Raw genomic sequence first — 25,091 nt, forward strand, 5'->3', positions numbered from 1 at the left:
CTACCATGGTCCGACAGGCGGCACGCCCGACCAAAGGGGGGTTGGCGATGCGCACTCGACGTTCGCGCTTGATCGCGGCACTGGGAACCATCCTGCTGGCCCTCGGCCTCGCGCCGCTGCCCTCGGCGGGCGCGCAGGCGGATCAGGCCCCGGCGCACGTGTCGTTGCGGGCCTTCAACATCCCGAACGGCTACATCCGGCACGCGCACTACTTGGGCCGGGTGGACGACATCTACCCCAACAGCCCGGAGTGGGCGCGGGCGGATGCCACCTGGACCGTGGTGCCAGGACTGGCCGGTGACTGCGTGTCCCTGGAGTCGCGCAACTACAAGCGGCATTACCTGCGGCACCAGAACGGCCGGGCCAAGCTGGCCGCCTTCGAGGACAACCGGGGCTTCCGCGAGGACGCCACCTTCTGCCAGGTGCCGGGGCTGGCCAACGGAAACGCGATCTCGCTGCGGGCCTTCCAATTCGGCAACGCCTACCTGCGGCACGCCTTCGGCGAGCTGTACCTGGCCGATAACGACAACAGCGCGCTGTTCAAGGCGGACGCGACCTTCGAGCGCGGCTCGCCGCTGATCTCCGGCGTCTTCTACAACCCGTTGCTGGAGCCCGGCGCCGACCCGGCCATGGTGCGGCACAACGGGACCTACTACCTGTTGCAGGGCGACCAGTACAACAACCACGACCTGGTGATCCGCAAGTCCACCTCGGTGGAGGGCCTGCGCGACGCCCAGCCGACCACGCTGTGGCGGCACCCGCCGTGCCCCGGCGCGGCCTGCACCGAGGTGTGGGCGCCGGAGCTGCAACGGATCCGCGGCCAGTGGTGGATCTTCTTCACCGGCGCCTCCGACGTCGGCAACGGCCGCAGCCACCGGATGTTCGCGCTGCGCGGTCGCACCGACGATCCTTCGGGCCCGTACGACTACCTGGGCGAGCAGCCGCTGCCGGACGGGCAGTGGGCCATCGACGGCGCGTGGTTCGAGAAGGACGGTCAGGGCTACTACACCTGGTCCGGCTGGGACCGCGACTACGGCAACGCCAACGAGGTCCAGCACATCTACGTGGCCAAGATGCACGACCCGATGACCCCGGCCGGGCCGCGGGTCAAGATCTCCTCGCCGACGCAGGGCTGGGAGACCAAGCCCAACCACGCCAACGTGCTGCTCAACGAAGGCCCGCAACCGATCTTCGGCCCGCGCGGCCAGCTGTTCATGTCCATCTCCGCCAACGCCAGCTGGACCGACGACTACTGCCTGGGCCTGCTCACCCTCAACGGCGACCCGGTCGAGCCGAGCGCCTGGTCCAAGTCCGGCGACTGCGTCTTCGCCGGCCAGGCCACCTCGATCGCCCCAGGGCACAACGGGTTCCTCGAGGTGAACGGCAGCTGGTGGCTGACCTATCACGCCAGGCTGCAGCCGGGCACCGGGTGGCCGGGCCGCAGCATCCGGTTGCAGCCGCTGTCGTTCAACTCCGCGGGCCAGCCGGTCTTCGGCACCGCGGTCGGCGCGCACGACCCGGTGCCCTTGCCGTGACCGTGCTGTTCGACGCGGACGTGTCCGTGCACTACGGGCAGCTGTACCTGGTGAACCGGGACAGCCCCGTGGGCCTGGACCTGGGTGAGCACTTCCGCGGCCAGGCCAACGGGCTGTGCGGGGCGGCGGTGCCGGAGTCGCTGTTCCTGATCACCGACCGGCACACCGGGACGGTGGCACTGCGGATCGAGCTGCACGAGCAGGAGCCGCCGGTGGCCGCGGACTGGGCCGAGGTGGTCGAGGCCGCCGGCACGCTGACCGGCGAGCAGCCAGTGCTCAGCGAGTGGGGCGGGCGCTGGTACCCGCTGGAGCTGCCGCCGGGGGAGTACCGGGTGCGCTACTGCGGCGGCCAGGACCGGTACCTGCTCCAGTTCTGGTCGGCGGCACCGGCCCCGGACGCGGTGCTCAGAGTCACCAAGGGCGCCTACTGGCACGAGTTCGCCCGCTCGTTGCCACCGCCGCCCACGCCGGAGCAGGTGGCCGCGGCGCGACTGCGGCAGACCGCCGAGGAACGGGTGGCGGCCGCCGTGCGGGCCCGTCAGGAGGAGCTGCGGCGGTGGGGCGGGGAGCCGCCCAGCGCCGCGCTGCTCGGGATGAAGGGCAACGCGCGCAAGGTGGTCCGCGAGCACCGGGCGGTGGCCGAGGCCATCGCGGCGGATCCGGCGGGGCAGCGCGAGCTGGCGGTGCGGCTGGCGCGCCGGGCCTGCGTGGCCGCCGGGCTGGCCGAGATCGGATGGATCGCCTCGGCGTTGGAGACTCTGGCACGGGGCGCGGAGCCGTTCGAGGACTGGCGGGCGGCCGGGCAACGTCTGCTCGCCGATCCGGCGGTGCCCAGCACCGTGGTCCCCGGTGTGGAGACGCCGACCAGGCAGCAGACCGCCGCCTTCGCCACCCTCCGCACCGCAGCCCTGCCCGACCCGCTGACCGCGGCTCTGGAGACCCTCTCCGCCACCCTTGGCACCCTCGGCCCCGACCAGTGCGCGGACCTGCTCGTCAAGCCCGTTAGCCGGGATTTCACCTGACGGGGTCAAGCCTCCGACCTGCGGCGACATGACCGGCAGCCCAGCCGAAGCGGCCGGGGCGGCGTGGCCTATGTTCTGCCCATGAGCACCGAGACCGCGCCGCGGTACATCCGGCTGAACGTTGAGCTGATCGTGGAGCTCACCGACGAGGGTGAGCTGAAGGCGGCTGCGCTGGAGCAGCTGAAGGCCGACACCGAGGTGTCGGAGGAGGCCCGGGTGGAGGCCATCGCCGCGCTGGAGTCCGACCCGGCGGACGCCCTGTCGTACTTCATCGACCCCTTCGCCGTGGTCAACGAGGCCCCGGGCATCGAGCTGGTCGAGGTCGGCTGGGACGGCGAGGTCACCGAGTACGACCCCGAGGCCGAAGAGGACGAAGAGGCCTGACTCGCGCCCTGGCTGGATGTGGCGACCCCTACGATGACCGGTATGTCACATCCAGCCCAGGTTGCCACCACCGGCGCCCGCGGCATCCTCACCGGCCTCGCCTTCCTCGGCCGCGGCGTGGGTATCGCCTTCCGCAACCCGAAGCTGCTGCTCCTGGGCGCCATCCCGGCGGTGCTGACCACGGCGCTGATGCTCGGCGGCCTGATCACCCTTGGCTACTGGGCCGGTGACCTGGCCACCTGGCTCACCCCGTTCGCGGACAACTGGTCCGAATGGCTGCGCAAGGCCACCAGGTTCGTCGCCGGGCTGGCCGTGGTGCTGGGCGCGATCGCGATCAGCGTGGTCGCCTTCACCGCCATCACCCTGGTCGTCGGCGGCCCGTTCTACGAGCACATCTCCGAGACCGTCGAGGACAGCCTCGGCGGCGTCCCGGACGCGGAGAAGGCCTCCTTCGGCCGCATGCTGTTCCTGGGCATCCGCGACTCGATCCTGCTGGTCGCGGTGGCCATCCTGCTGAACCTGCCGCTGCTGTTCGCCGGGTTCATCCCGGTGGTGGGCCAGACCGTCATCCCGGTCATCGTGGCCTGCGTCGGCGGCTGGATCCTGGCGCTGGAGCTGTCCGCGGTGCCGTTCACCCGCCGCGGCCTGACCCTCAAGCAGCGCCACCGCATCCTGCGTCAGCACCGGGGCATGGTGCTGGGGCTGGGCGTGCCGGCCTACCTGCTGTGCGCGATCCCGTTCGTGTCCATCCTGGCCATGCCGATCGTGTTCATCAGCGCGACCCTGCTGGCCCGCGAGGCCCTGTCCCGCCGCCAGGACATGGCCAGGAGCTAGAACGCGGTGGTGGGCCGCCAGCGGCCGTGCACCTCGCGCAACCGGTCCACGATCTCGCCAACGGTCGCGTAGGCCTCCACCGCCGTCACGCAGGCCGGGACCACGTTCGCCCCGGCCTTGGCTGCGGCGCTCAGCTCGTCCAGGGCCCGCTCGACCGCCTCGGCGTCGCGTTTGTCGCGGACCCGGCGCACCGCCGCGACCTGTTCGGCCTCCGCGCCGGGATCCACCGCGAACACCTCCAGGGGCTCGGCGGCGGAGGGGAACAGGTTCACCCCGACCACGGGGCGTTCGCCGCTCTCCACCTCCACCGAGTGCCGGTAGGCGGCGTCGGAGAGCTCGCGCTGGAACCAGCCCGAGCCGATGCAGGCCAGCGCGCCGCCTCTGGCCTCGATATCGCCCATCAGCGCCCAGATCCGCTGTTCCAGCTCGTCGGTCAGCGTCTCCACCGCGAAGGAGCCGGCCAGGGGGTCCACCGTCTCGGTCAGGCCGGTCTCGAAGGCCACCACCTGCTGGGTGCGCAGGGCCAGCGTCGCGGCGGCCTCGGTGGGCACGCCAAGGGCCTCGTCGTAGGCGCACACGTGCAGGGTCTGCACCCCGGCCAGCGCGGCCGCGGTGGCCTCGACGGTGGTGCGGGCGACGTTGTTCAGCGGTTGCTGCGCGGTCAGTGACGATCCCGCGGTGAAGGCGAAGATCCGCAGCTGGTGCGAGCGCGGGTCCTTGGCCCCGTAGACGTCGCGGGTCAGCCGGGCCCACACCCGCCGCGCCGCGCGGAACTTGGCCACCTCGCGCAGCAGGTCGATGTTGCTGGAGAGGAAGGTGAACAGCGAGGGGGCCACCGCGTCCACGCTGAGCCCGCGCCGCACGCACTCGTCCAGGTAGGCGCGCGCGTTGGCGAAGGTGAAGGCGATCTCCTGCACGGCGTCGGCGCCGGCCTCGCGGATGTGGTAGCCGCTCATCGCCAGCGGCACCCAGCGCGCGGCGTGCCGGGACAGGTGTTCGATCACGTCCACCGCGAGCTGCAAGGAGGCTTCGGGCGGGAAGATCTGGGTGCCGCGCGCGATGAACTCCTTGAGCACGTCGTTCTGGATGAACAGCCCGAAGGAGCTCGGGTCGACCCCGCGTCGTTTGGCCAGGGCCAGGAACATCGCGGCCCACGCGTAGCCGATGGAGTTGGCGGTGGTGCGCACCTGGCTGATGCGTTCCAGGGGGATCCCGTCCATCAGCGTCTCGACGTCGGCCAGCGAGTCGATGGCCACCCCGACCCGCCCGACCTCGCCGGCGGCCAGCGGATGGTCGGAGTCCAGGCCCAGCTGGGTGGGCAGGTCCAGGGCCACGCTGAACCCGGTGACCCCCGCGGTCAGCAGCTGCTGGAACCGGCGGTTGCTCGCCGCGGGCGTGCCGAACCCGGCGTACTGGCCCATGATCCACGGTTTGGGTTCGGCGGAAACCCCTCGGGTGTAAGGGAACTCGCCGGGTCGTTCGGCGCCCTCCGGCGCGTAGTCCGGGCGCAGGCGCTCCACCACGGCTCAGCCCTCCCGCTCGGCGAGTGTGCGCCGCAGCACCTGTTTGGCGATCTTCCCGGTGGAGTTCAGCGGGAAGCTGGTGACGCGGTGCAGCTCCTTGGGTTTCTTGTAGGCGGCCAGCCGGTCCCGGCAGTGCGCCAGCAGCGCGGCCTCGTCCACCGACGCTCCACTGTGGACGGAGTAGGCGGCGACCACGCGCTGCCCCCAGTCCGGATCGGCCACGCCGACCACCGCGACCTCGTGCACGCCGGGCACTTCGGCGAGCACGTCCTCCACCTCGCGCGGGTAGATGTTGTACCCACCGGAGATGATCATGTCGCCCTTGCGGTCCACCAGCCACAACCGTTCGGTCTCATCCAGCCGCCCGAGGTCGCCGGTGTGCAGCCAGCCGTCCCGCACGCTCTTGCCGAGGTCGGTGCGCCGCCCGGACTGCCAGTACCCGTGCATCACGTGCTCGCCCCTGGTGACCACCTCGCCGATCTCCCCAGGCGGCACATCGCGCCCGTCCTCGTCGACCACCCGCACCTCCACCCCGAACGCGGGCCGCCCGGCCGAGGTCAGCAGGTCCGGCTGCCTGCCGAGTCCGGCGGCGTGGTCGGCGGCGTCGAGCACGGTGACCGGCGGGATGGCCTCCACCAGGCCGTAGTACTGCACCAGGTTCGGCGTGATCCGGTCGTGCGCCTGCCGGATCTGCTCCGGCGGCATCGGCGCGCCGGCGTAGCCGAGCATCTTCAGCCCGCGCATGGTCTTCCGGTCGCACTCGGGCATGGCGAGCAGGCGGGCGATCATCGTGGGCACCAGCGCGGTGTGCGTGACCCCGCGCCGGGACACCGCCTCCAGCACCGCGGCCGGGTCCCACTGCGGCAGGATCAGCTGCGCCGCGCCGGAGACCAGGAAGGGCAGCACGAACAGGCCGCTGGTGTGCGTGATCGGCCCGGCGTGCAGGTAGGTGTCCGCGCCGCCGGGGATCTCGCCGAGCACGTCCGCGGTCATGTTCAGCACACTGGCCAGCCGGTTCCGGTGCGTGCGCTGAGCGCCCTTGGGCCGACCGGTCGTTCCCGAGGAATAGTTCAACGACACCAAGGCATCCGCGTCGAGAACAGTGGACGGCCAGCTCGCGGACGCCCCGGCGATCAGCTTCTGGTAGCCCAGTCCCGGCCCGTCGCCGATCACCACCACCCGTCCGGCCAGCCCGTCCCGCATTGCCTCGGTGGACTCGGCGAACCGGGCGTCGTAGATCAGCGCGGCGGCTCCGCAGTCCTCGGCGATGTGCTCCCAGTCCCTGGGGTGCAGCCGGTAGTTCAGCGCCACCCGCACCAGCCCGGCCGCGGCCAGTGCCAGATCCGTTTCCACGTAGGTGTTCTGGTTGGTCTGGAGGTCCAGCACCCGGTCCCCGGCGGCCAGGCCGAGTGCGCGCAACCCGTTGGCCAGCCGCGCCACCCGGTCGCCGAGCTGGGCGAAGCTCTGCCGCCCCTGCGGTCCGTCCAGCGCCGTGCGCGCGCCGAACCGCCGCGCGGCCCTGGCCACCACCCGTCCGACATCCACCTCAGTCAGCTCCTTCGGCCAGGTACACCGCGTCCAGCACCCGCACCCCGCGCGGCAGCACCGCCACCGGGTTGAGATCCACCTGCCCGCCCCAGCCCGCGACCAGCGCCGCCACCCGCACGACCAGGTCCACCAGAGCGTCCACATCGGACGGAGCCCGCCCGCGCACCCCGTGCAGCAGCGCGGCTCCCCGCAGCTCGCCGAGCATCCGCCGCACCTCGGCCGCGTCCACCGGCAGCGGGGCGAGCACCACGTCGTCGAACACCTCGGCGAAGATCCCGCCCAGCCCCAGCGCCAGCATCGGCCCGCACGGCCCCGGCGCGACCCCGACCAGCATCTCCACCGCACCGGTGACGAACTCCTCGACCAGCACCGTCCCGCCGAGCGCGACCAGGCGCTGGTACTCGGCGGCCGCGGTCTCGGGCGTGACGTCCAGGACAACGCCACCGGCCTCGGTCTTGTGCACCAGGCCGGGCACCACGGCTTTGAGGACCGCGCGCCCGCCGACCTCGTGCACCGCGGCGATGGCGTCCTCGGCGGAGGTCGCCAGGCGGCCGGTCGGGACCGGGATGCCGTGGGCGCGGAGCAGCGCTTTGAACTCGGCTTCGCTGGTGCCGCGGGGAGGGGAGGGGCCGTCGCCGGGGGCAGAGGTCTCGCCCCGACCAGCCGCCGTGGCCGGTTCGGTCCGGGCTGCGGCGATCGCGGTTGGTGCCACCGCCGTGGCCGGTTCGGTCCGGGCTGCCGTGACCGTGTTCGATGCCGCCGCCGTGGCCGGTTCGGTCCGGGCTGCCGTGACCGTGGTCGATGCCGCCGCCGATGCCGGTTGGGTCCGGGTTCCCGCGGCCGTGGTCGCTGCGGCCCCGGCCGCCACTACCGCCGCCGCTGCCGCCACCGCCCGCCCCGGCGTCGCGTAGACCGGAATCCCCGCCCGCCGCAACTCCGCACCGGCCCCCGGCGCCAGGTGCTCGGCCCCGGTTCGCGCGACCAGCACCGCCTTCCCGGTCGCCCGCCGCACCCGCGCCAGCCCGTCCGCGATCCCGGCCACATCCGACCCGGTCAGCACGCAGAAACACGCCAGCACCACGTCCACCGCCGGATCCGCGGCCACCACGTCCAGGCACCGCTGGAACAACTCCGGCCGGGCCATCACCGCCGCCGTCACATCCACCGGGTTGTCCACCGACCCGTACGCGGGCACGACCTCCGCCAGCTCCGCGGTCGTGCTCGCACTCAGCTCGGCCAGCCGCAACCCGCGCTGCGCCAACGCATCCGCGGCCAGGATCCCGGACCCGCCCGAGGTCGTCACCACCGCCACCCGGTCACCACTGGCGCGCGTCCCGGCGGCGAAGGCCTCACCCACGTCCAGGAGTTCGTCCACATCGGACACCCGGACGATCCCGTACCGGCGCAGCACCGCGTCGGTCACCCGGTCGTCGGTGGCCAGCGCCCCGGTGTGTGAGGCCACCGCCCGCGCGCCCGCCGTCGAGCTACCGGCCTTGAGCAGCGCCACCGGTTTGCCCGACTTGGCCAAGCGGCGCAACGAGTCCACGTCGGCCAGTGACTCGACATAGCCCAGCAGGCCGGTGCACTCCGGTTCCTCGGCCAGGGTCGCCAGCACCTCCAGCGCGGTCAGCTCGGCCTCGTTGCCGGTGCTCACCGCCCAGCCCAGGCCGAGCCCGCGCTCGAAAGCCAGGCTCACCGCGCCAAAACCCAAAGCCCCGCTCTGGCTGACCAGGGCCAGCGACCCCGGCACCAGTCGCGTGGTCGGGGCCTCGAACAGTGGGCTGAACGAGGTGACCTGCCCCGTCGCCACCCCGACCGAGCCGATGCAGTTCGGTCCCAAGATCCGCAGGCCACCGGCTTTCGCCTGCGCCACCAGGGCTTCCTGGCGGCGGACGCCCTCCGCGCCGGTCTCGGCGAAGCCGGAGGAGCACACGATCGCCGCCTGGACCCCGGCGGTCAGGCAGTCCTCGATCGCGGCGGGCACCCGGTCCGCGGCCACCAGGATCATCGCCAGGTTGACCGGGCCGGGGCAGGCGGCGACCGTGGGGTAGGCGGGCAGGCCGAACAGTTCGGCGTGCTGGGGGTGCACGGGCAGGATGCGGCCCTGGTAGCCGTAGCGGCGCAGGAACTGCACCGGACGGCCGCCCAGCGCGCCGGGCCGTTCGCTGGCGCCGACCACGGCGACCGAGCGGGCCGACCACAGCGCGGACAGCGGGCCGGCCATCACGGGCCGTCCGGGGTCCAGCGGGCGTGCTGGGTGCCTTGCGGGCCTTCGCGCACCAGGTCCAGCCGGGGTCGCGGTCCGTCGCTCCGGCCGGTCTGCGGCCGGCGGCGTCCGGCCCGGAACGGCAGCGGCCAGTCCGCGGCGGGTCCGGCGTACTCCTGTTCAGCCGCCGCGTGCAGTGTCCACTGTGGATCGTAGAGGTGCACGCGGCCCAGTGCGCACAGGTCGGCGCGGCCCGCCAGCAGGATCGAGTTGACGTCGTCGGCGGAGGAGATCGCGCCGACCGCGATCACCGCGATGTCGTGCTCGCGGCCGACCTCGTTGCGGATGCGGTCGGCGAACGGGGTCTGGAAGCTGCGGCCGTAGGCGGGTTGCTCGGTGGAGACGACCTGGCCGGTGGAGACGTCGATGCCGGCCGCGCCGTGCCGGGCGAAGGCGTCCGCGATGAGCAGCGCCTCCTCGATGTGCACGCCGCCGTCGGCCCAGTCGGTGGCCGAGATGCGCACCGTCATCGGCCGTTCCACCGGCCAGGCCGCGCGCACCGCGTCGAAGACCTCCAGCGGGAAGCGCAGCCGGTTCGCCAGGCTGCCGCCGTAGTCGTCGGTGCGCTGGTTGGTCAGCGGGGACAGGAAGGAGGACAGCAGGTAGCCGTGCGCGCAGTGCAGCTCCAGCAGGTCGAACCCGGCCCTGGCGGCCGAGCGGGCGGCGTCGGCGAACTGTTCCCTGATCAGCATCAGCTCGGCCCGGTCCAGCTCGCGCGGCACCTGGCTGCCGGGCGCGTACCGCAGTGGCGAGGGACCGCAGACCGGCCAGTTGCCCTCGGGCAGCGGCTGGTCCATGCCCTCCCACATCAGCCGGGTGGAGCCCTTGCGGCCGGAGTGTCCTATTTGGATACCGATCCGGGCGGTGCTGTTGGCGTGCACGAAGTCCACCACCCGCCGCCACCCGGCCTCGTGCTCGGGCCGGTACAGGCCCGCGCAGCCGGGGGTGATCCGGCCGGAGGCGGACACGCACACCATCTCGGTCATCACCAGCCCGGCCCCGCCGAGCGCCTTGCCGCCCAGGTGCACCAGGTGGAAGTCGTTCGGAGTGCCGTCGACCGCGGAGTAGGTGTCCATGGGGGAGACCACGATCCGGTTCTTCAGCTCCAGCCCGCCGAGCCGGAACGGCTGGAACATCGGCGGCCGGACCTCGCCGCCGCCGGCGAACCAGGCGTCGGCACCGGCCACGAACTCCGGGTCACGCAGCCGCAGGTTGTCGTAGGTGACCCGGCGGCTGCGGGTGAGGATGTTGAAGGCGAACTGGGCCGGGTCCTGGTGGGTGTAGCAGCCCAGGTTCTCGAACCACTCCAGGCTGGCCTGCGCGGCCCGCTGGGTGGAGAGCACCACCGGCCGCCGCTCCGCCTCGTAGGCGGTCAGCGCGGAGTCCACTGTGGACTCCTCGTGCAGGCAGGCGGCCAGCGCGAGCGCGTCCTCCATGGCCAGCTTGGTGCCGGAGCCGATGGAGAAGTGCGCGGTGTGCGCGGCGTCGCCGAGCAGCACGATGTTGCCGTTGCGCCAGGTCTGGTTGCGCACGGTGCCGAAGGTGACCCAGCGGGAGTTGTTGGCGTAGAGCTCGTGCCCGTCCAGCACGTGCGCGAACATCTCGCGCAGCAGGGCGATCGAGCCCTCGTCGCTCTCCCCTGGAGCCAGGCCCTCGCGGTGGTGCTCGGCAAAACCGGCCCGCTGCCACACGTCCTCGTGCATCTCCACGATGAACGTGCTGCCCTTGGCGTCGTAGGGATAGCCGTGGATCTGCATCACCCCGTGCGGGGTGTCCTGCACGTGGAACAGGAACGCGGCGAACACCAGGTCGGTGCCCAGCCACATGTACCGGCAGCGCCGGGACTCCACGCTGGGCTGGAACACCTCGGCGTAGCGGGCGCGCACCGCGGAGTTCACCCCGTCCGCGGCGATCACCAGATCGTGGGTGGCGGCCAGTTCGGCCACATCCGGCGCGGCGGTGGACAGGTGCAGGCGCACGCCGACCTCGGCGCAGCGCTGGTGCAGCACCTGCAACAGGCGACGGCGGCTCATCGCGGCGAACCCGTGGCCGCCGGAGGTGATCACCTGGCCGCGGTAGTGCACGTCGATGTCGTCCCAGCGCGCGAACTCCCGCTGCATGGCCTGGTGGATCACCGGATCGGCGTGCTCGATGCCGCCGAGGGTCTCATCGGAGAACACCACGCCGAAGCCGAAGGTGTCATCGGCGGCGTTGCGCTCCCACACGGTGATGTCGTGCTGACCTAGCTGACGGGCGAGCGCGGCGAAGTAGAGCCCGCCTGGCCCACCACCGATAACCGCGATTCGCACCCGGTCAGGGTATGCTGCAATCCTGACGACCGTCAACAGAACGAAATGAGGCCGGGATGCGTTTCGCTCATCGGACGGTGGTGGTGACCGGCGGCGCCGGTGGGCTGGGCCGCGCGGTGTGCGCGGGGTTCGCCGCCGAGGGCGCCGCGGTCGCGGTGCTGGACCTGGCCGGTGCGGACGAGGTCGCGGCCGAGCTGACCGAGGGCGGCGCGGTGGCGGCCGGGTTCACCGTGGACGTCCGCGAGCGGGACCAGGTGGCCGGGGCGATGGCCGCGGTGCACCGGGAGCTGGACGGCCCGCACGTGCTCATCGCGCTGGCTGGCGGCTCACTCGGCACGCCACGGGACCTGGCCGACATCGAGCCGGCGCACCTGGACCTGGTGGTCGACGTGAACCTCAAGGGCACCTTCTACTGCTGCCAGGCCGCGCTGCCCTACCTGGCCGCGGCCGGCGACGGCGCGATCGTCACCACCTCCTCCATCGGCGGCCGCCAGCCCAGCCCGGTCACCGGCGTGCCCTACGCCGCCAGCAAGGCCGCCCTGGTCGGACTGACCAAGCGGTTGGCCAAGGAGGCCGGGCCGGACGGGGTGCGGGTGAACGCGATCGCGCCGGGCCTGTTCCTCACCGACCGGTTGCAGGGCATGTTCGACGACCTCAGCCAGGCCGAGCGGGACGAGGTGCTGGACGCGATCCCGTTGCGCCGCATGCCGGAGCTGCGCGAGGCGGTGGACCCGATCCTGTTCCTGGCCTCGGCGCAGGCCTCCTACATCACCGGGGTGGTGCTGGACGTCAACGGCGGCCGGTTCATGCCCCTGTGAGGTTGCGCGCCACCGGCCAGCGGTGCAGCGCGGGCGGCAGCTCGAAGCCGTGCGGCTGTTCGGGGAAGTCGTGCACCGCGATCACCGCGCTGACCGGGATGGTGCCGAAGACGTGCGGGAACCACGGCGCGGCCGGGTTGTCCGGATCGCTGGAGGCGCGTTCCCACACCAGGTCCACGTCCAGCAGGTCCGGGTCGATCACCAGCAGCACCAGGTCGTCCCGGCCGCGGAAGAGCCGGTTCGCCGGCAGGTGCACCAGGCCGAAGTCGGAGCAGTGCACAAAACCCTCGGCGGCGTACCCGGCGGGCTCGTGGCGGCCGGTTTCCTGAGCGGTGGCCCACTCGGCGCGGGAGCAGATGTGCAGGATCACCCGCCGATGATCCCAGAGTCCTGGGCGGCGCGTTCGCGGAGCCGGAAACGTTGCAGCTTGCCGGTGGTGGTGCGGGGCAGCTCGGGCAGGAACTCGATCACCCTGGGGTACTTGTACGGCGCGATCACGCTCTTCACGAACTCCTGCAGCTCGGCGGCCTTGGCCGCGTCCCCGGTCACGCCGGGGGTGAGCACCACGTAGGCGTGCACGACCATGCCACGCTGTTCATCCGGCGCGCCGACCACCCCGCACTCCACCACCTCGGTGTGGCTGAGCAGCGCGTTCTCCACCTCCGGCCCGGCGATGTTGTAGCCGGAGGAGATGATCATGTCGTCGGTGCGGGCCTGGTACCAGAAGTAGCCGTCGGCATCGCGCAGGTAGGCGTCGCCGGTGAGGTTCCAGCCGTCCTGGACGTAGCTGAGCTGCCGGTCGTCGTCCAGGTAGCGGCAGCCGGTCGGCCCGCGCACGGCCAGCCGTCCGACCTCGCCGTCGGGCAGCGGCCTGCCGTCGGAGTCGAGGATCTCGGCGCGGAAGCCGGGCACGGGTTTGCCGGTGGCGCCGGGCCGGATCTGCTCGTCGGCGGCGGAGATGAAGATGTGCAGCAGTTCGGTGGCGCCGATGCCCTCGATGATCCGCAGCCCGGTGCTGCGCTGGAACTCGTGCCACACCGCGCTGGGCAGCGCCTCCCCGGCCGAGACGCACCGCCGCAGCCCGCGTAATCGGTCCGCGTGCCCGGCGGCCAGGATGGCCCGGTAGGCGGTGGGCGCGGTGAACAGCACGGTCACCCCGTGCTCCCGAACCGCCTCGGCGAGCTGGGCCGGGGTGGCCCGTTCCAGCAGCAGGGTGGCCGCGCCGACGTGCAGCGGGAAGACCACCAGGCCGCCGAGGCCGAAGGTGAAGCCCAGCGGGGGAGTGCCGGTGAAGACGTCCTCGGCGGTGGGGCGCAGCACGTGCCGGGCGAAGGTGTCGGAGTTGGCCAGCACGTCCCGGTGGAAGTGCAGGGTGGCCTTGGGGCGGCCGGTGGTGCCCGAGGTGAAGGCCAGCAGCGCCACATCGTCGGCCGCCGTCGGCACCGGTTCGAAGTCCACGGGTTTGGCCGCCGCCCGCGCGGTGAGGTCCGCCGGCCCGTCGCCGCCGTAGCCGAGGGCCGGGATGTCCGCCTCCGCCAGGGCGTCCAGGAACCGGTTGTCGCACAGCGCGATCGCGGGTTTGCTGATCTCTGCCAGTGCTCGCAGCTCACCGGCCCGCAGCAGCGGCATGGTGGTCACCGCGACCCCGCCCGCGCGCAGCACCGCGAACCAGCAGGCCACCAGCCACGGGTTGTTGGGTCCGCGCAGCAGCACCCGGTTGCCCGGCACCAGTCCCAGGTCCTCCACCAGCACCCTGGCCACCTGGTTCGCCCGGTCCCGCAGCTGCCCGTAGGTCCAGGTCTCGCCGCCGGGGGTGAGCAGGCACGGCCGGTCCGCGCCGTGCCGGGCGATGGTGTCCTCCAGCAGGGCGACCGCGCAGTTCAGGCGGTCCGGGTAGACCAGTTCGGGCAGGGTGAACTCCAGCTCCGGCCACTGTTCGCGCGGCGGCAGGTGGTCGCGGCAGAACGTGTCGACGTGTGCTGAGCGGGAGAGATCCACTGGCACGCACCTCGTCTCGGCGTCGGCGGGCTGCCCGGCCAGTATTCACCGTTCATGACGACAGTCAATAGGCCGACATACGCATCGACACGATATCGTTTGCTGGTGACCACCCTGGTTGACCTGTCCGAAGTGGACGGGGGAGCGGCGGACGCGCAGTCCGCGCAACCCCGGCAGCTGATCGTCACCGTGTACGGCCTGTACGCCCGCGAGGTCGGCGGCTGGCTGTCGGTGGCCGCCCTGATCCGCCTGCTGGGCGAGCTGGGCGTGGACGAACCGGCGGTCCGCTCCTCCATCTCCCGCCTCAAGCGCCGCGGCATCCTGGACGCCTCCCGGGTCGGCGGCGCGGCCGGTTACGCCCTGTCCGAGCAGGCCAGACTCATCCTCCGCGAGGGCGACCACCGCATCTTCGAACGCCCCCGGCCCACCCTGGCGGACGGCTGGGTGCTGGCGGTCTTCTCCGTCCCGGAGTCCGAACGCCAGAAGCGCCACACCCTGCGCTCCCAGCTCACCCGCCTGGGCTTCGGCAACACCGCCCCCGGCGTCTGGATCGCCCCCGCGCACCTCCAGGACGAGACCGCCGAGGTCCTCACCCGCCTCGGCCTGTCCGCCTACGTCGACCTCTTCCGCGCCGACCACCTCGGCTTCGCCACCCTGCGGGACAAGGTCACCACCTGGTGGGACCTCCCCACCCTGCAAGCCCTCTACACGGAGTTCCTCACCGCCCACGGCCCCCTGGCTGCCCGCTGGCGCCGCCGCCGCACCGTCCCCCCGGCCGAGGCCTTCACCGACTACGTCCGCCTGCTCACCGCCTGGCGCCGCCTCCCCTACCTGGACCCCGGCCTGCCCGCCGAACTCCTCCCCACCGACTGGCCCGGCACGGAGGCAGCGGACCTGTTCGCCACCCTGCAAGCCAAACTGGCCCCAGCAGCCCACGAACACGCCCAGTCCCGCCTCAGCCGCTGACCCCCCATGACGCCCGCGCTCAGTGCCCGGTCACACCATCCGTCCGCTCCCGCAACAGGTCCGCGTGCCCGCAGTGCCGCGCGTACTCCGCGATCATGTGCACCAGCACCCGCCGCAACACCAACGGCCGCCCGGTAGCCAGGTGCACCCCCGTGTCGTCCAGCGCATGCGCCGCCACGATCTCCCGGGACACCGCCACCTCCGCCCGCCACCGCGCGAACGCCTCGTCCACATCCCCGTCCAGGCGCTCAAAATCCTGGCTGGGATCATCATCCGAGTAGTGCAGGTGCGGCACGTCCCGTTGCGCGAACTGCATCTGGAACCACCACCGCTCCACCCCGGCCAGATGCCGCAGAATCCCGTGCAGGGTCAGCGTCGAGGGCGGGATCTGGGCGTGCGAAAGGGCTTCCGGGCGAACACTCTGGCATTTCAGCTCGAAGGTGGCGCGGTGCCAGTCGAGGTAGGCGGTGAGGATCTCGCGTTCGGACCCGTCGAGCGGGAGCGGGGCGCGGGGGTCGTCTGGCCACTTGGGGGAGACGTGCGCGGGCTGGGTGAGTGCCATGCCCAGGAGCGTGCCACGCCCCACTGACACCGGTCGCCCAGCGAACTCAAGCCCGCAGGGCGAGCGCAGGGCGATGCCCGCGAACTCGCGACCCAACATCGACCGCACGGGCGAAGCTCGGCGAACCAAGCGAGGGGCTGGCTTTTCAAACGTCCACCGAGTCTTGAGGTTCCCCATGCCCGTCAACCTGGAGACATCGAACCACATCCCAGCGAGCAGCCGCGCACGGCAACCGCCGCCAAACCCAAGCAGCGCAACGGCGGCTGCTCGCTGGGAGGTGGTTCGCTTTCGGAAGCTTGACGGGCATGGGGAACCTCAAGACCAAGCCTGCGTCCTTTGCCTTTCCCCCATGCTTCGCTCTTGCCCCTACGGCAAAACAGCAACCCCTTGCAGCTCAACCACAGCCTCCCGATCCCACAACCGAGAAACCCCAACAGCCGCCATCGCCGGATAACTCCCACCCACAAGCTCGCGCCACACCGCCCCGATCTCCTTGGCACGACTCTTGTAGTCATCGACATCCGTCAAATACACCGTCAACGAAGCCAACTGATCCGCCGACCCACCCGCAGCCCGCAACGCCACCAGCAGATTCCCCAAAGCCTGCCTGAACTGCCCCACCACGTCCCCGCCAACAACTTTCCCGTCGGCATCAAGCGCGGTCTGGCCAGCCAGGTGAACCACGCGGCTCCCGGTGGTCACCACCGCGTGGCTGAACCCCGACGGCTTGGCAAGCTCGACCGGATTGACGCGTTCCTGGCTCACGACTGCACCGTCCCACCGTCGATGTTCAACCCCTGCCCGGTAAACCCGGCACTGGCCACGCAGAACGCCACCGCATCCGCAACCTCATCCGGCGTGATCATCCGCCCGATCGGCTGCTTCGCCCCCAGTTGCGCCCGGACCTCATCCTCCGCCCGCCCGGTCCGCGCCGCCACCGCCGCCACCGTCCGATCCGTCATCGGCGTGTCCACATAAGCGGGACAGATCGCGTTCACCGTAACCCCGGTCTTCGCCAACTCGGCCGCCGCCGACCGAACCAGCCCCAGCACCCCGTGCTTGGCCGCCGTGTAAGCAGCGATGTGCGACTCACCCTGCTTCGCCGCAGTACTCGCGATCGCGACCAACCGCCCCCACCCCGCCGACCGCATCGCCGGCACGGCCCGCCGGAAACACTGAAACGGCGCAGTCAGGTTCAAAGCAAGAGTGGTCGACCACTCACTGTCCGAGATCCGGTGCAACGGCGCGGCAGTGCCCGACCCCGCGTTCGCCACCAGGATCTCCACCGGCGACCACGCCGCCTCCACCGCGTCGAACAGGGAGTCCACCGCGCCCGGCTCAGTCAGGTCCGCGGGCAGCACCAGCGACTCCCCGGGCAACGACGACGCCACCGCCCGCAGCTCAGCCTCGTTGCGCGCGGTCAGTGCCACCCGATGCCCGTCAGCCGACAACCGGCGGGCCACGGCCGCGCCAATGCCCCGGCCGGCCCCGGTGACCAGGGCGATACGTGCGATCACCGGCAAAGCTTGTCAAACGTTGGTGACGACCGTCAAGATAACGACATATGGACGCCTACCTGCTCGATGCCGTGCGCACCCCGTTCGGCCGCCACCGCGGCGGGCTGGCCGGTGTCCGGGTCGACGACCTGGCCGCCCTGCCCATCGCCGAGCTCCTCCGCCGCAACCCGGCCCTGGAGCCGGCGCTGGTGGACGAGGTGGTCTACGGCAACACCAACGGCGCCGGCGAGGAGAACCGCAACATCGGGCGGATGGCCGCGCTGCTGGCCGGACTGCCGGTGACCGTGCCCGGCGTGACCGTCAACCGGCTCTGCGCCTCGGGCGGCGAAGCGATGGTGCAGGCCGCGCGGCTGCTCGCCGTCGGCGCGGGCCGGGTGGTCATCGCCGGGGGCGTGGAGGGCATGTCCCGGGCCCCGTTCGTGGTGCCGCGGCCCGATGAGGTCCTGCCGCAGCGGATGGAGATGGTGTCCACCGCGCTCGGCTGGCGGCTGGTCAACCCCAGGTTCCCCGCCGAGTGGACCGCGAGCCTGGGCGCCTGCGCCGAACAGGTCGCCGCGGAGCTCGGCATCGGCCGTGCGGCCCAGGACGACTGGGCCCTGCGCTCCCACCAGCTCGCCGCCACCGCCTGGGACAAGGGCTGGCACGACTGGGTCATGGCGGTGGAGACCGTCACCAGGGACGAGGCGCTGCGACCGGACACCTCGGCCGCCGCGCTCGCCCGCCTGCGCCCGGCGTTCAGCCCCGAGGGCGCGGTCACCGCGGGCAACTCCTCCCCGCTCTCCGACGGCGCGCTGGCCACCCTGATGGGCACCCGCGAGGCCGCCGCCGAACTCGGACTGACCCCGCTGGCCCGGATCAGGGACAGCGCCACCGCGGCCACCGACCCGCACCGCTTCGCCGTCGCCCCGGTCCCGGCCATCCTCACCCTGCTGCGCCGCAACGGCTTGTCCGCCAAGGACATCGCCCGCTGGGAGATCAACGAGGCGTTCGCCGCCATGGTTCTGTCCACAATGGACCAACTGGCGGCCGAGGGCTGTCCGCTGGAGGCTGGGCTGGTCAACCCGGACGGCGGCGCGATCGCCTTGGGTCATCCGCTGGGCGCCTCGATGCCGCGCGCGATCGTGGACTGCGCGCGTGGCCTGCGGCGGCGCGGCGGCGGCCTCGGCGTGGTCGCGGCCTGCATCGGAGTCGGGCAGGGCATGGCCGTGCTCGTCGAGACGGACTGAGAGGACGAGTCGTGCGCATCGAGGACTTCACCGACATCGGCTACACCGTGGAAGAGGACAACCACGCGGTGATCACCATCAACCGGCCGGAGCGGATGAACTCCTTCCGCGGCCGCACGGTGGACGAGCTGATCGCGGCGTTCAAGCACGCCTGGGCGGACAAGCGGGTGGCCGCGATCATCCTCACCGGCGCGGGGGAGAAGGCCTTCTGCGCCGGCGGCGACGTCAAGGAACGCGCCGAGACCGGCGGCTACGGCGAGACCGAGTGGGGCACCTTCGAGATCGAGCGGCTGCACCGGATCATCCGGGACGTGCCGAAGCCGGTGATCGCCGCGGTCAACGGCGTCGCGGTCGGCGGCGGCCACGTGCTGCACGTGCTCTGCGACCTGACCGTGGCCGCCGAGCACGCCCGCTTCGGCCAGTCCGGGCCCAGGGTCGGCTCCTTCGACGCCGGGTTCGGCTCGGCCTACCTGGCCAGGGTGGTGGGGGAGAAGCGGGCCCGCCAGATCTGGTTCCTGCTGGACCTCTTCGACGCGCACACCGCCGAGCGCTGGAACCTGGTCAACCAGGTCGTCCCGGCCGCCGAGCTGTTGGACACCGCCCGCGCCTGGGCGCGCAAGATCGGCTCCTACTCGCCGACCGCGCTGCGCTTCCTCAAGCACTCCTTCAACGCCGACACCGACCACATCGGCGGCATCTCGCACCTGGCCTTCGACGGGCTTGAGCTGTTCACCGAGACGCCGGAGGGCCGGGAGGGCGCGGCCGCGTTCGCGGAGAAGCGGAGCCCGGACTTCAAGCCGTACCGTTGAGCCGCGCGGCCAGGCCGTCCAGCAGCACCTGCACGCCCAGCTCGAACAGCGCCTCCCCGGTCAGCTCCCGGTAGGCCGGGGCCACCCGCGCCAGGTGCGGAAAGCCTTCCGGCGGGCTGAGTCCGGCGCGCGGAGCCGTGCCCGCCCTGCGGTCGTCCTCGGCGGCGGAGGCGAGCACGTGGTCGGCCAGCAGCACCGAGATCGCGGCCGTGTCGGCGGGGGAGAAGCCCGCGTCCAGCAGGATCCGGGTGGTGGTCTCGATGTGCCCCAGCCGGTGCGGGCCGCGCGGCGGGCGGGCGCGCAGCAGCTGCGCGGCGTCCCGGTGCGAGCGCAGCAGCGCCCGGAACTGGCGCAGCCCGGTGGCCAGCTGCTCCCGCCAGGGCAGCGACTCGTCGATGTCGAAGGCCTCCGCGCAGATTGCCTCGGCCACCAGGTCGAGGAGCTCGTCCTTGTCGCGCACGTGCCAGTACAGCGTCGGTGACTGGACGCCCAGCTCGGCGGCCAGCTTCCGGGTGCTCAGCCCGGCCAGGCCGTGCTCGTCCAGCAGCCGCACCGCGGCCGCGGTGATCTGGGGGAGGTCGATCGCCACAGCCTGCACTCTATCAGTGATAGATTTCTCCCTATCACTGATAGAGGGGGTCTCTGATGCAGAAGACGGCACTGCGCGCCGCCGCCGCGAGCGCGATCATCGGCTCGCTGGCCTACGTGCTGCTCACCCTGGTGCACGGCTTCCTGCCCGGCACCGCGCACGAGCTGGCCGGGCACGTGCTCGGCCGGGACTGGCGGGCCATCCACCTGGGCACGATCCTGGCCCTGCTGCTGTGGGTGTTCGCCTTCACCGCGGTCGGCTCGCTGATCACCACCGGTCCGGGCGCGTTGCTGGCCCGCTTCGCCCGGCCGCTGCTGGGCATCGCCTTCACCGTCTTCGCCATCGACTTCGCCCTGGACGGTTTCGGTTTCGCCCAGCTCGCCGAGGCCGGCGCGCACGGCGATCACGCCGACCGGGCGCAGGCGATGGCCGGGCTGGACCTGCTGTTCCGGGCCGTAGTCGGCTCCACCACGATGCTGGTGCAGGTGCTCTTCGGCCTGTCCTTCGCGGTGTGGGCGGTGGTGCTGTGGCGCGCCCGGCGCGCGCCGGGCTGGCTGTGCCTGGCCGGGCTCGTTCCGGCGACCGGCTGGTTCCTCGGCGGCTGCCTGATGTTCCTGCGGGTGCCCGGCGTCGGCTTCCCGGTGGTGGCGCCGCTGGCCGGGCTGGTGCAGCTGTGGGTGCTGGGACTGGGGATCGCCTGGTGGCGTCAGTCGCTCGGTTCGGTCACCGGCCGCCAGTCCACCGGGGTGGACAGGACCATCGCGCTGGAGGTCTCGCCGTAGGTCGCCAGCCGCTCCAGCAGGCGTTCCAGGGCCCGGATGGAGGCGGCGGCGACCTTGACCACCGAGCAGATGTCGCCGGTCAGCCGCACCACCTCGAGCACCTCGGGGCAGTCGTCGAGCAGCTCGGGGTGCACGGTGATGCAGCGCGCGCCGTAACACTTCATCCGCACCAGCGCGATCACCGGTCGCCCGGCCGCGGTCGGGTCCACCCGCGCGTGGTACCCGGCGATCACACCGAGCTGCTCCAGCCTGCGCACCCGCTGCGCCACCGTGGGTGGCGAGACGTGCACCCGGCGCGACAGCTCGTTGTAGGACAGGCGCGCGTCCGCCTGCAGCGCCTCCAGCAGCGCCCAGTCCACCTTGTCCAGCTCCGAGTTCACGAACGTGAGCCTAAGCGCACCAACCGGTTTCGAACGCAAGGCAGGGCCGCCGGAATCGATCCCGCCGCCCATTCCGGTTTGCCGGGGACAGCGATGGAATGGAGGTCTGCCACGAAGGGAGGAACCATGACCGAAACCGGCGGCTGTCCGATCATGGCCGAGCCGAAGCTGGACTTCGGCGGCACCACCCCGTACGAAGACTATGTGCACGCATCGGTGCTGCATTCCTTGCAGCAGCGCTGGTCCAGCGACCCCGGCGAGATGTCCTTCCTGGTCATCACGCAGATCATGGAGCTCTACTTTGGACTGCTGTGCTTCGAGTGGCGGCAGGCGCAGACCGAGATGCGCGCCGACGACCTGGACTCCACGGTGCGCACCCTGCACCGCAGCGTGCTGCACGTGCAGGGCCTCAACGCGGCCTGGCGCTCCATCGCCAGGATGACGCCGGAGGAGTTCAACGCCTTCCGCGCCAACCTCGGTGAGGGCTCCGGGTTCCAGTCCGGCATGTACCGGCACGTGGAGTTCCTGCTCGGGGAGAAGTCCGCCTCGCTGATCGTGCCGCACCGCGCGGTGCCCGCGATGCACGCCGAACTGGAGGCGGCGCTGGCCAAGCCCAGCCTCTACGACGACGCGCTGGCCCTGCTGCACCGGCGCGGCTACCCGGTGCCGCGCTCGGCCCTGGAACGCGACTTCACCCAGGCGTACCAACCGGATCCCGAGGTGGAGAAGGTCTGGACGCTGATCTACTCCGACCGCGCCGAGCACCACGACGAGCAGCGACTGGGCGAGGTGCTCACCGACATCGCCGAGGAGTTCGCCCGCTGGCGCTACGACCACCTGCTGGCCACCCGCCGCGCGATGGGCGCCAAGGTCGGCACCGGCGGCTCGGCCGGGGTGGCCTGGCTGGAGAAACGCGTGCAGCGCACCGTGTTCCCCGAGCTGTGGACCGCGCGCAGCTACGTCTGAGTGTGGAGGAAACCATGAGTTTGGCCGACACGGCGAGGAAACTGGACGCGCTGGACCCGATCGCGCACTGCCGGGACGAGTTCGACCTGGACCCGGAAGTGGTCTACCTCAACGGGAACTCCCTCGGCGCGTTGCCCAGCGCGGTCGCGCCGAGGCTGGCCGAGGTGGTCAACGAGCAGTGGGGCCGCAGGCTGATCCGCGGCTGGGGCGAGGGCTGGTGGCGCGCGCCGGAACGCATCGGCGAGCGGATCGCCCCGCTGGTGGGCAGCGCGCCCGGCCAGGTGGTGGTCGGCGACTCCACCAGCGTCAACCTGTTCAAGGCCCTGGTGGCCGCGATCCGGCTCAACCCCGGCCGCCCGGAACTGCTGGTGGACGCCGCGACCTTCCCCACCGACGGCTACATCGCCGAGTCGGTGGCCCGCCTCACCGGGGTGGAGCTCCGGCAGGTCCCGATGCCCGAGGCGGCGGAGGCGGTCAGCGAGCGCACCGCGGTGCTGCTGGCCAACCACGTCGACTTCCGCTCCGGCGTGCTGCACGACATGGGCTCGATCACCGAGGCCGCGCACCGGGCCGGCGCGCTGGTGGTCTGGGACCTGTGCCACAGCGTCGGCGCGCTGCCGGTGGAGCTGGACGCGCACCAGGTCGACCTGGCGGTGGGCTGCACCTACAAGTTCCTCAACGGCGGACCGGGCGCACCGGCGTTCCTCTATGTGCCGCAACGACTCCAGGCCAGCTTCGACCAGCCGCTGTCAGGCTGGTGCGGGCACGCCGACCCGTTCGCGATGGCCGCCGGCTACACCCCGGACAGCGGCGTCACCCGTGGCCGCACCGGCACCCCGGACATCCTGTCCATGCTGGCCTTGGACGCCGCACTCGACGTCTGGGACAAGGCCAGCATCGCCGAGGTGCGCACCAAGGGCCTGCGGCTCACCGACTTCTTCCTGTCCTGTGTGGACGAACTGCTCGGCGACCGGGTCACCGTGCGCACCCCGCGCACCGAGAACCGGGGCAACCACATCGCGCTGTCCGTGCCCGAGGCAGGCCAGGTGATGAAGGAGCTGATCTCCCGCGAGGTCATCGGCGACTACCGGCCGCCGGACGTGCTGCGCTTCGGCTTCGCCCCGCTCTACGTCCGCTACACCGACGCGCTGACCGCGGTGCAGGTCATCGCCGACGTGCTCTGAGGAGTTGCCGCTTCGGCAACGAAACTTGCCGCTAGTGTCGAGCCGGGCGCAAGGTGAGCGGCATGGACGAGAAGTACTGGGACACGCTCTACCGCGAGCGGGAGCAGGTGTTCAGCGGCGCGGCCAACGGCGTGCTGGTGACCGAGGTCCAGGGCCGGCCGCCGGGCCGCGCCCTGGACGTGGGCGCGGGTGAGGGCGGCGACGCGCTCTGGCTGGCCGGACAGGGCTGGCAGGTCACCGCCGCCGACATCTCCTCGGTCGCGCTGGCCAAGGTGGCCGCTGCGGCGCAGGTCAGGGGCTGGTCGGTGGACACCCTGCACCTGGACTTGGCCGTCGCCGCGCCGCCCGCGGCCGCCTTCGACCTGGTCACCGCGAGCTTCCTGCCGCTGTTCAAGGCCAACGGCACCGCCCCGCTGCGCGCGCTGGCCGAGGCGGTGGCCCCCGGCGGCACGCTGCTGGTGACCAACCACCACTTCGACGAGATCGGCGACCACGAGGGCCACGACGGGCGAGTGGTGCGGATGGCCGACTTCTACCGGCCGGCCGACTTCCGGCCGCTGCTGGACGAGGGCTGGGAGGTGGTGATCGACGAGCTCCGGCCGCGCCCGGAACCGCTGCCGCCGGACGCGCGGCACACCAAGGACCTGGTGTTCAAGGCGGTCCGCGTCAGGCGGTGAGGTCGGAGAGCGCCTTGAGCACCGAGGGCCAGGCCGCCGACTCCGGGTCGATCACGCCGTAGTGGTCCTCACCGGGCAGTTCGCGCAGCTCGGTGGGATCGCCGGAGGCGACGGCGGTGGCCGCGTAGGAGCGGCTGACCTCCGGCGGCACCCACGGGTCGGCCAGGCCGTGCAGCAGGATGCCGCGCACCCCGGTGGGCACCAGCCGGGTCGGGTCGGCCGCGGCGTAGCGCTCCCAGTGGGCGTCGGGCTGGCCGCCGAGCAGCCCGGCCACCGCCCCGTCGCCCAGGTGCTCCTCGTTGGCCAGCACCAGGTCCAGCACCCCGGCCAGGGACAGCACGCCCCGGATCGCGGGCCGCCGGGGCAGGTGCCACGGGTTGTGCGCGGGCAGCCGGTGCCGGCTGGCCGCCCACATCGCCAGGTGCCCGCCCGCGGAGTGGCCGAGCAGAACCACCCGATCGGGATCGGCCGACGCGCCGAGCAGGCCGGGCAGCGCGTCGATCGCGGCGGCCACGTCGTCCAGGGTGCCGGGCCAGCCACCGTCTGGCTGACCCACCCGGTTGTACTCGATCGTGGCCACCAGGTAGCCCTCGTCGGCCAGCGCGGCGCACATCGGGCCGGTGTGCGTGCGGTCGTACTCGGCGAGCCAGAAACCGCCGTGCACCACCACGATCACCGGGTGCGGGCCCTCGGCCACCGGGTACCGGAGGTCGATCACCCGGTCCGGTCCGGGGCCGTAGCGCAGCACCCGGTCGGGGGCGGGCGCTGGGCGGGTCAGCACGTCACGCGAGTCGGCCACGCCGCGACGCTAACACCGCCGGTCAACCGAGTATGGGAGGCTGGCTTGCCCGGATTCGGGCAGGGAAGTTGCTCGCCCGGCCCCACGCCGGGCAGTCTCAGGCCTCGGAGGTACCTGTGGGCGTGGCGCCGCTGCCGGAGGAGCTGGTGCGGCACGTGGCCGCCAGCACCGGCCTGCCCGCCGCGGTCGCGGCCAGGGTGGTCAGTGACGTCATCGGGTACTACGCCGAGCCGGTCGAGGACTACGTCCGGCGGCGGCACCGGGAGCTGAGGCGGCGGAACCGGCGCAACGACGACATCTGGTCGATCGTGGCGGCGGAGCTGGCCGCGCGCCCGGTGGCGGCGCCGCGGCTGTCCGCCCGGCAGCTTCGCCGGATGGTCTACGGATAGGGAGAAAT

General features: G+C 72.1%; 25 protein-coding genes. 13 read left to right on the forward strand and 12 right to left on the reverse strand.

Annotated features, from left to right (window positions below; all coding sequences use genetic code 11):
• The first annotated feature begins 47 nt into the window (after positions 1 to 47).
• The 4 genes from ACWDY5_RS32185 to ACWDY5_RS32200 all read left to right on the forward strand — a co-directional run bounded on the left by ACWDY5_RS32185 (position 48) and on the right by ACWDY5_RS32200 (position 3,775).
• Entirely contained in the window at positions 48 to 1,535 is a 1,488-nt protein-coding gene (locus ACWDY5_RS32185) for a family 43 glycosylhydrolase (protein ID WP_449725908.1), read from the forward strand.
• Positions 1,532 to 2,557, forward strand: a complete 1,026-nt coding sequence (locus ACWDY5_RS32190) for a hypothetical protein (protein ID WP_449725909.1) — start codon at positions 1,532 to 1,534, stop codon at positions 2,555 to 2,557. Before ACWDY5_RS32185 ends, ACWDY5_RS32190 begins: the two co-directional genes overlap by 4 nt.
• 81 nt (positions 2,558 to 2,638) lie before the next feature.
• Positions 2,639 to 2,941, forward strand: coding sequence for a hypothetical protein (locus ACWDY5_RS32195; protein ID WP_449725910.1), 303 nt, complete (start codon positions 2,639 to 2,641; stop codon positions 2,939 to 2,941).
• A 42-nt stretch (positions 2,942 to 2,983) separates the two neighbouring features.
• On the forward strand, positions 2,984 to 3,775 hold the full coding sequence (locus ACWDY5_RS32200) for an EI24 domain-containing protein (RefSeq protein WP_449725911.1): 792 nt from the start codon (positions 2,984 to 2,986) through the stop codon (positions 3,773 to 3,775).
• On the opposite strand, the gene ACWDY5_RS32205 is transcribed toward ACWDY5_RS32200, so the two are convergent.
• Genes ACWDY5_RS32205 through ACWDY5_RS32220 form a run of 4 tightly spaced genes read right to left on the reverse strand, consistent with a single transcriptional unit; the run spans position 3,772 to position 11,421 of the window.
• Positions 3,772 to 5,295: an acyl-CoA mutase large subunit family protein gene (locus tag ACWDY5_RS32205; RefSeq protein ID WP_449725912.1), complete on the reverse strand. Its 1,524-nt coding sequence runs from the start codon at positions 5,293 to 5,295 to the stop codon at positions 3,772 to 3,774. The genes ACWDY5_RS32200 and ACWDY5_RS32205 overlap by 4 nt on opposite strands.
• Positions 5,296 to 5,301: 6 nt before the next feature.
• The gene (locus ACWDY5_RS32210) at positions 5,302 to 6,843 is read right to left on the reverse strand and encodes a class I adenylate-forming enzyme family protein (protein WP_449725913.1); all 1,542 of its coding nucleotides are present in this window, start codon (positions 6,841 to 6,843) and stop codon (positions 5,302 to 5,304) included.
• 1 nt (position 6,844) lies between these two features.
• Positions 6,845 to 9,070, reverse strand: coding sequence for an acetate--CoA ligase family protein (locus tag ACWDY5_RS32215; protein WP_449725914.1), 2,226 nt, complete (start codon positions 9,068 to 9,070; stop codon positions 6,845 to 6,847).
• Positions 9,070 to 11,421, reverse strand: a complete 2,352-nt coding sequence (locus tag ACWDY5_RS32220) for a bifunctional salicylyl-CoA 5-hydroxylase/oxidoreductase (RefSeq protein ID WP_449725915.1) — start codon at positions 11,419 to 11,421, stop codon at positions 9,070 to 9,072. Before ACWDY5_RS32220 ends, ACWDY5_RS32215 begins: the two co-directional genes overlap by 1 nt.
• 56 nt (positions 11,422 to 11,477) lie before the next feature.
• Between ACWDY5_RS32220 and ACWDY5_RS32225 the strand changes: the two genes are divergently transcribed.
• Entirely contained in the window at positions 11,478 to 12,239 is a 762-nt protein-coding gene (locus ACWDY5_RS32225; protein WP_449725916.1) for an SDR family NAD(P)-dependent oxidoreductase, read from the forward strand.
• Here ACWDY5_RS32225 and ACWDY5_RS32230 read toward each other — a convergent pair.
• Both ACWDY5_RS32230 and ACWDY5_RS32235 read right to left on the reverse strand, forming a co-directional pair.
• Positions 12,226 to 12,609: a DUF952 domain-containing protein gene (locus ACWDY5_RS32230; protein WP_449725917.1), complete on the reverse strand. Its 384-nt coding sequence runs from the start codon at positions 12,607 to 12,609 to the stop codon at positions 12,226 to 12,228. The genes ACWDY5_RS32225 and ACWDY5_RS32230 overlap by 14 nt on opposite strands.
• The gene (locus ACWDY5_RS32235; protein WP_449725918.1) at positions 12,606 to 14,237 is read right to left on the reverse strand and encodes an AMP-binding protein; all 1,632 of its coding nucleotides are present in this window, start codon (positions 14,235 to 14,237) and stop codon (positions 12,606 to 12,608) included. Before ACWDY5_RS32235 ends, ACWDY5_RS32230 begins: the two co-directional genes overlap by 4 nt.
• A gap of 105 nt (positions 14,238 to 14,342) precedes the next feature.
• On the opposite strand from ACWDY5_RS32235, the gene ACWDY5_RS32240 reads away from it, so the two are divergent.
• The gene (locus ACWDY5_RS32240; RefSeq protein WP_449725919.1) at positions 14,343 to 15,203 is read left to right on the forward strand and encodes a PaaX family transcriptional regulator; all 861 of its coding nucleotides are present in this window, start codon (positions 14,343 to 14,345) and stop codon (positions 15,201 to 15,203) included.
• Between the two features lie 19 nt (positions 15,204 to 15,222).
• On the opposite strand, the gene ACWDY5_RS32245 is transcribed toward ACWDY5_RS32240, so the two are convergent.
• From ACWDY5_RS32245 to ACWDY5_RS32255, 3 genes are all read right to left on the reverse strand, one after another.
• Complete coding sequence (locus tag ACWDY5_RS32245; RefSeq protein WP_449725920.1) at positions 15,223 to 15,765, reverse strand: DinB family protein; 543 nt, start codon at positions 15,763 to 15,765, stop codon at positions 15,223 to 15,225.
• Positions 15,766 to 16,131: 366 nt separating this feature from the next.
• The gene (locus tag ACWDY5_RS32250) at positions 16,132 to 16,530 is read right to left on the reverse strand and encodes a RidA family protein (RefSeq protein WP_449725921.1); all 399 of its coding nucleotides are present in this window, start codon (positions 16,528 to 16,530) and stop codon (positions 16,132 to 16,134) included.
• Positions 16,527 to 17,282 carry an SDR family NAD(P)-dependent oxidoreductase gene (locus ACWDY5_RS32255; protein WP_449725922.1) on the reverse strand — a complete coding sequence of 252 codons (756 nt, stop codon included), beginning with the start codon at positions 17,280 to 17,282 and terminating at the stop codon, positions 16,527 to 16,529. The genes ACWDY5_RS32250 and ACWDY5_RS32255 overlap by 4 nt, the downstream gene beginning before the upstream one ends.
• Before the next feature lie 47 nt (positions 17,283 to 17,329).
• Here ACWDY5_RS32255 and ACWDY5_RS32260 point away from each other — a divergent pair, with 47 nt between their 5' ends.
• Together ACWDY5_RS32260 and ACWDY5_RS32265 are read left to right on the forward strand one after the other, a co-directional pair.
• Positions 17,330 to 18,508 carry a thiolase family protein gene (locus tag ACWDY5_RS32260; RefSeq protein ID WP_449725923.1) on the forward strand — a complete coding sequence of 393 codons (1,179 nt, stop codon included), beginning with the start codon at positions 17,330 to 17,332 and terminating at the stop codon, positions 18,506 to 18,508.
• 11 nt (positions 18,509 to 18,519) lie between these two features.
• Positions 18,520 to 19,317 carry an enoyl-CoA hydratase-related protein gene (locus ACWDY5_RS32265; protein WP_449725924.1) on the forward strand — a complete coding sequence of 266 codons (798 nt, stop codon included), beginning with the start codon at positions 18,520 to 18,522 and terminating at the stop codon, positions 19,315 to 19,317.
• Here ACWDY5_RS32265 and ACWDY5_RS32270 read toward each other — a convergent pair.
• The gene (locus ACWDY5_RS32270; protein ID WP_449725925.1) at positions 19,301 to 19,906 is read right to left on the reverse strand and encodes a TetR/AcrR family transcriptional regulator C-terminal domain-containing protein; all 606 of its coding nucleotides are present in this window, start codon (positions 19,904 to 19,906) and stop codon (positions 19,301 to 19,303) included. The two genes, ACWDY5_RS32265 and ACWDY5_RS32270, sit on opposite strands and share 17 nt — an antisense overlap.
• Positions 19,907 to 19,962: 56 nt before the next feature.
• Between ACWDY5_RS32270 and ACWDY5_RS32275 the strand changes: the two genes are divergently transcribed.
• Positions 19,963 to 20,688 (forward strand): hypothetical protein, encoded by a 726-nt coding sequence (locus ACWDY5_RS32275; protein ID WP_449725926.1) that lies wholly within the window; start codon positions 19,963 to 19,965, stop codon positions 20,686 to 20,688.
• On the opposite strand, the gene ACWDY5_RS32280 is transcribed toward ACWDY5_RS32275, so the two are convergent.
• Positions 20,613 to 21,068 (reverse strand): Lrp/AsnC family transcriptional regulator, encoded by a 456-nt coding sequence (locus ACWDY5_RS32280; protein WP_252481542.1) that lies wholly within the window; start codon positions 21,066 to 21,068, stop codon positions 20,613 to 20,615. The two genes, ACWDY5_RS32275 and ACWDY5_RS32280, sit on opposite strands and share 76 nt — an antisense overlap.
• A 126-nt stretch (positions 21,069 to 21,194) precedes the next feature.
• On the opposite strand from ACWDY5_RS32280, the gene ACWDY5_RS32285 reads away from it, so the two are divergent.
• The 3 genes from ACWDY5_RS32285 to ACWDY5_RS32295 all read left to right on the forward strand — a co-directional run bounded on the left by ACWDY5_RS32285 (position 21,195) and on the right by ACWDY5_RS32295 (position 23,895).
• Positions 21,195 to 22,034 (forward strand): tryptophan 2,3-dioxygenase, encoded by an 840-nt coding sequence (locus ACWDY5_RS32285; protein WP_449725927.1) that lies wholly within the window; start codon positions 21,195 to 21,197, stop codon positions 22,032 to 22,034.
• Between the two features lie 14 nt (positions 22,035 to 22,048).
• Positions 22,049 to 23,218: a kynureninase gene (gene kynU / locus ACWDY5_RS32290; protein WP_449725928.1), complete on the forward strand. Its 1,170-nt coding sequence runs from the start codon at positions 22,049 to 22,051 to the stop codon at positions 23,216 to 23,218.
• Between the two features lie 62 nt (positions 23,219 to 23,280).
• Positions 23,281 to 23,895 (forward strand): class I SAM-dependent methyltransferase, encoded by a 615-nt coding sequence (locus ACWDY5_RS32295; RefSeq protein ID WP_449725929.1) that lies wholly within the window; start codon positions 23,281 to 23,283, stop codon positions 23,893 to 23,895.
• Here the strand turns inward: ACWDY5_RS32295 and ACWDY5_RS32300 are convergent.
• Complete coding sequence (locus ACWDY5_RS32300) at positions 23,885 to 24,694, reverse strand: alpha/beta hydrolase family protein (RefSeq protein ID WP_449725930.1); 810 nt, start codon at positions 24,692 to 24,694, stop codon at positions 23,885 to 23,887. The genes ACWDY5_RS32295 and ACWDY5_RS32300 overlap by 11 nt on opposite strands.
• A 116-nt stretch (positions 24,695 to 24,810) precedes the next feature.
• On the opposite strand from ACWDY5_RS32300, the gene ACWDY5_RS32305 reads away from it, so the two are divergent.
• Positions 24,811 to 25,083, forward strand: a complete 273-nt coding sequence (locus tag ACWDY5_RS32305) for a hypothetical protein (protein WP_449725931.1) — start codon at positions 24,811 to 24,813, stop codon at positions 25,081 to 25,083.
• The last annotated feature ends 8 nt before the right edge of the window (positions 25,084 to 25,091 follow it).

This window comes from Crossiella sp. NPDC003009 (assembly GCF_053591555.1).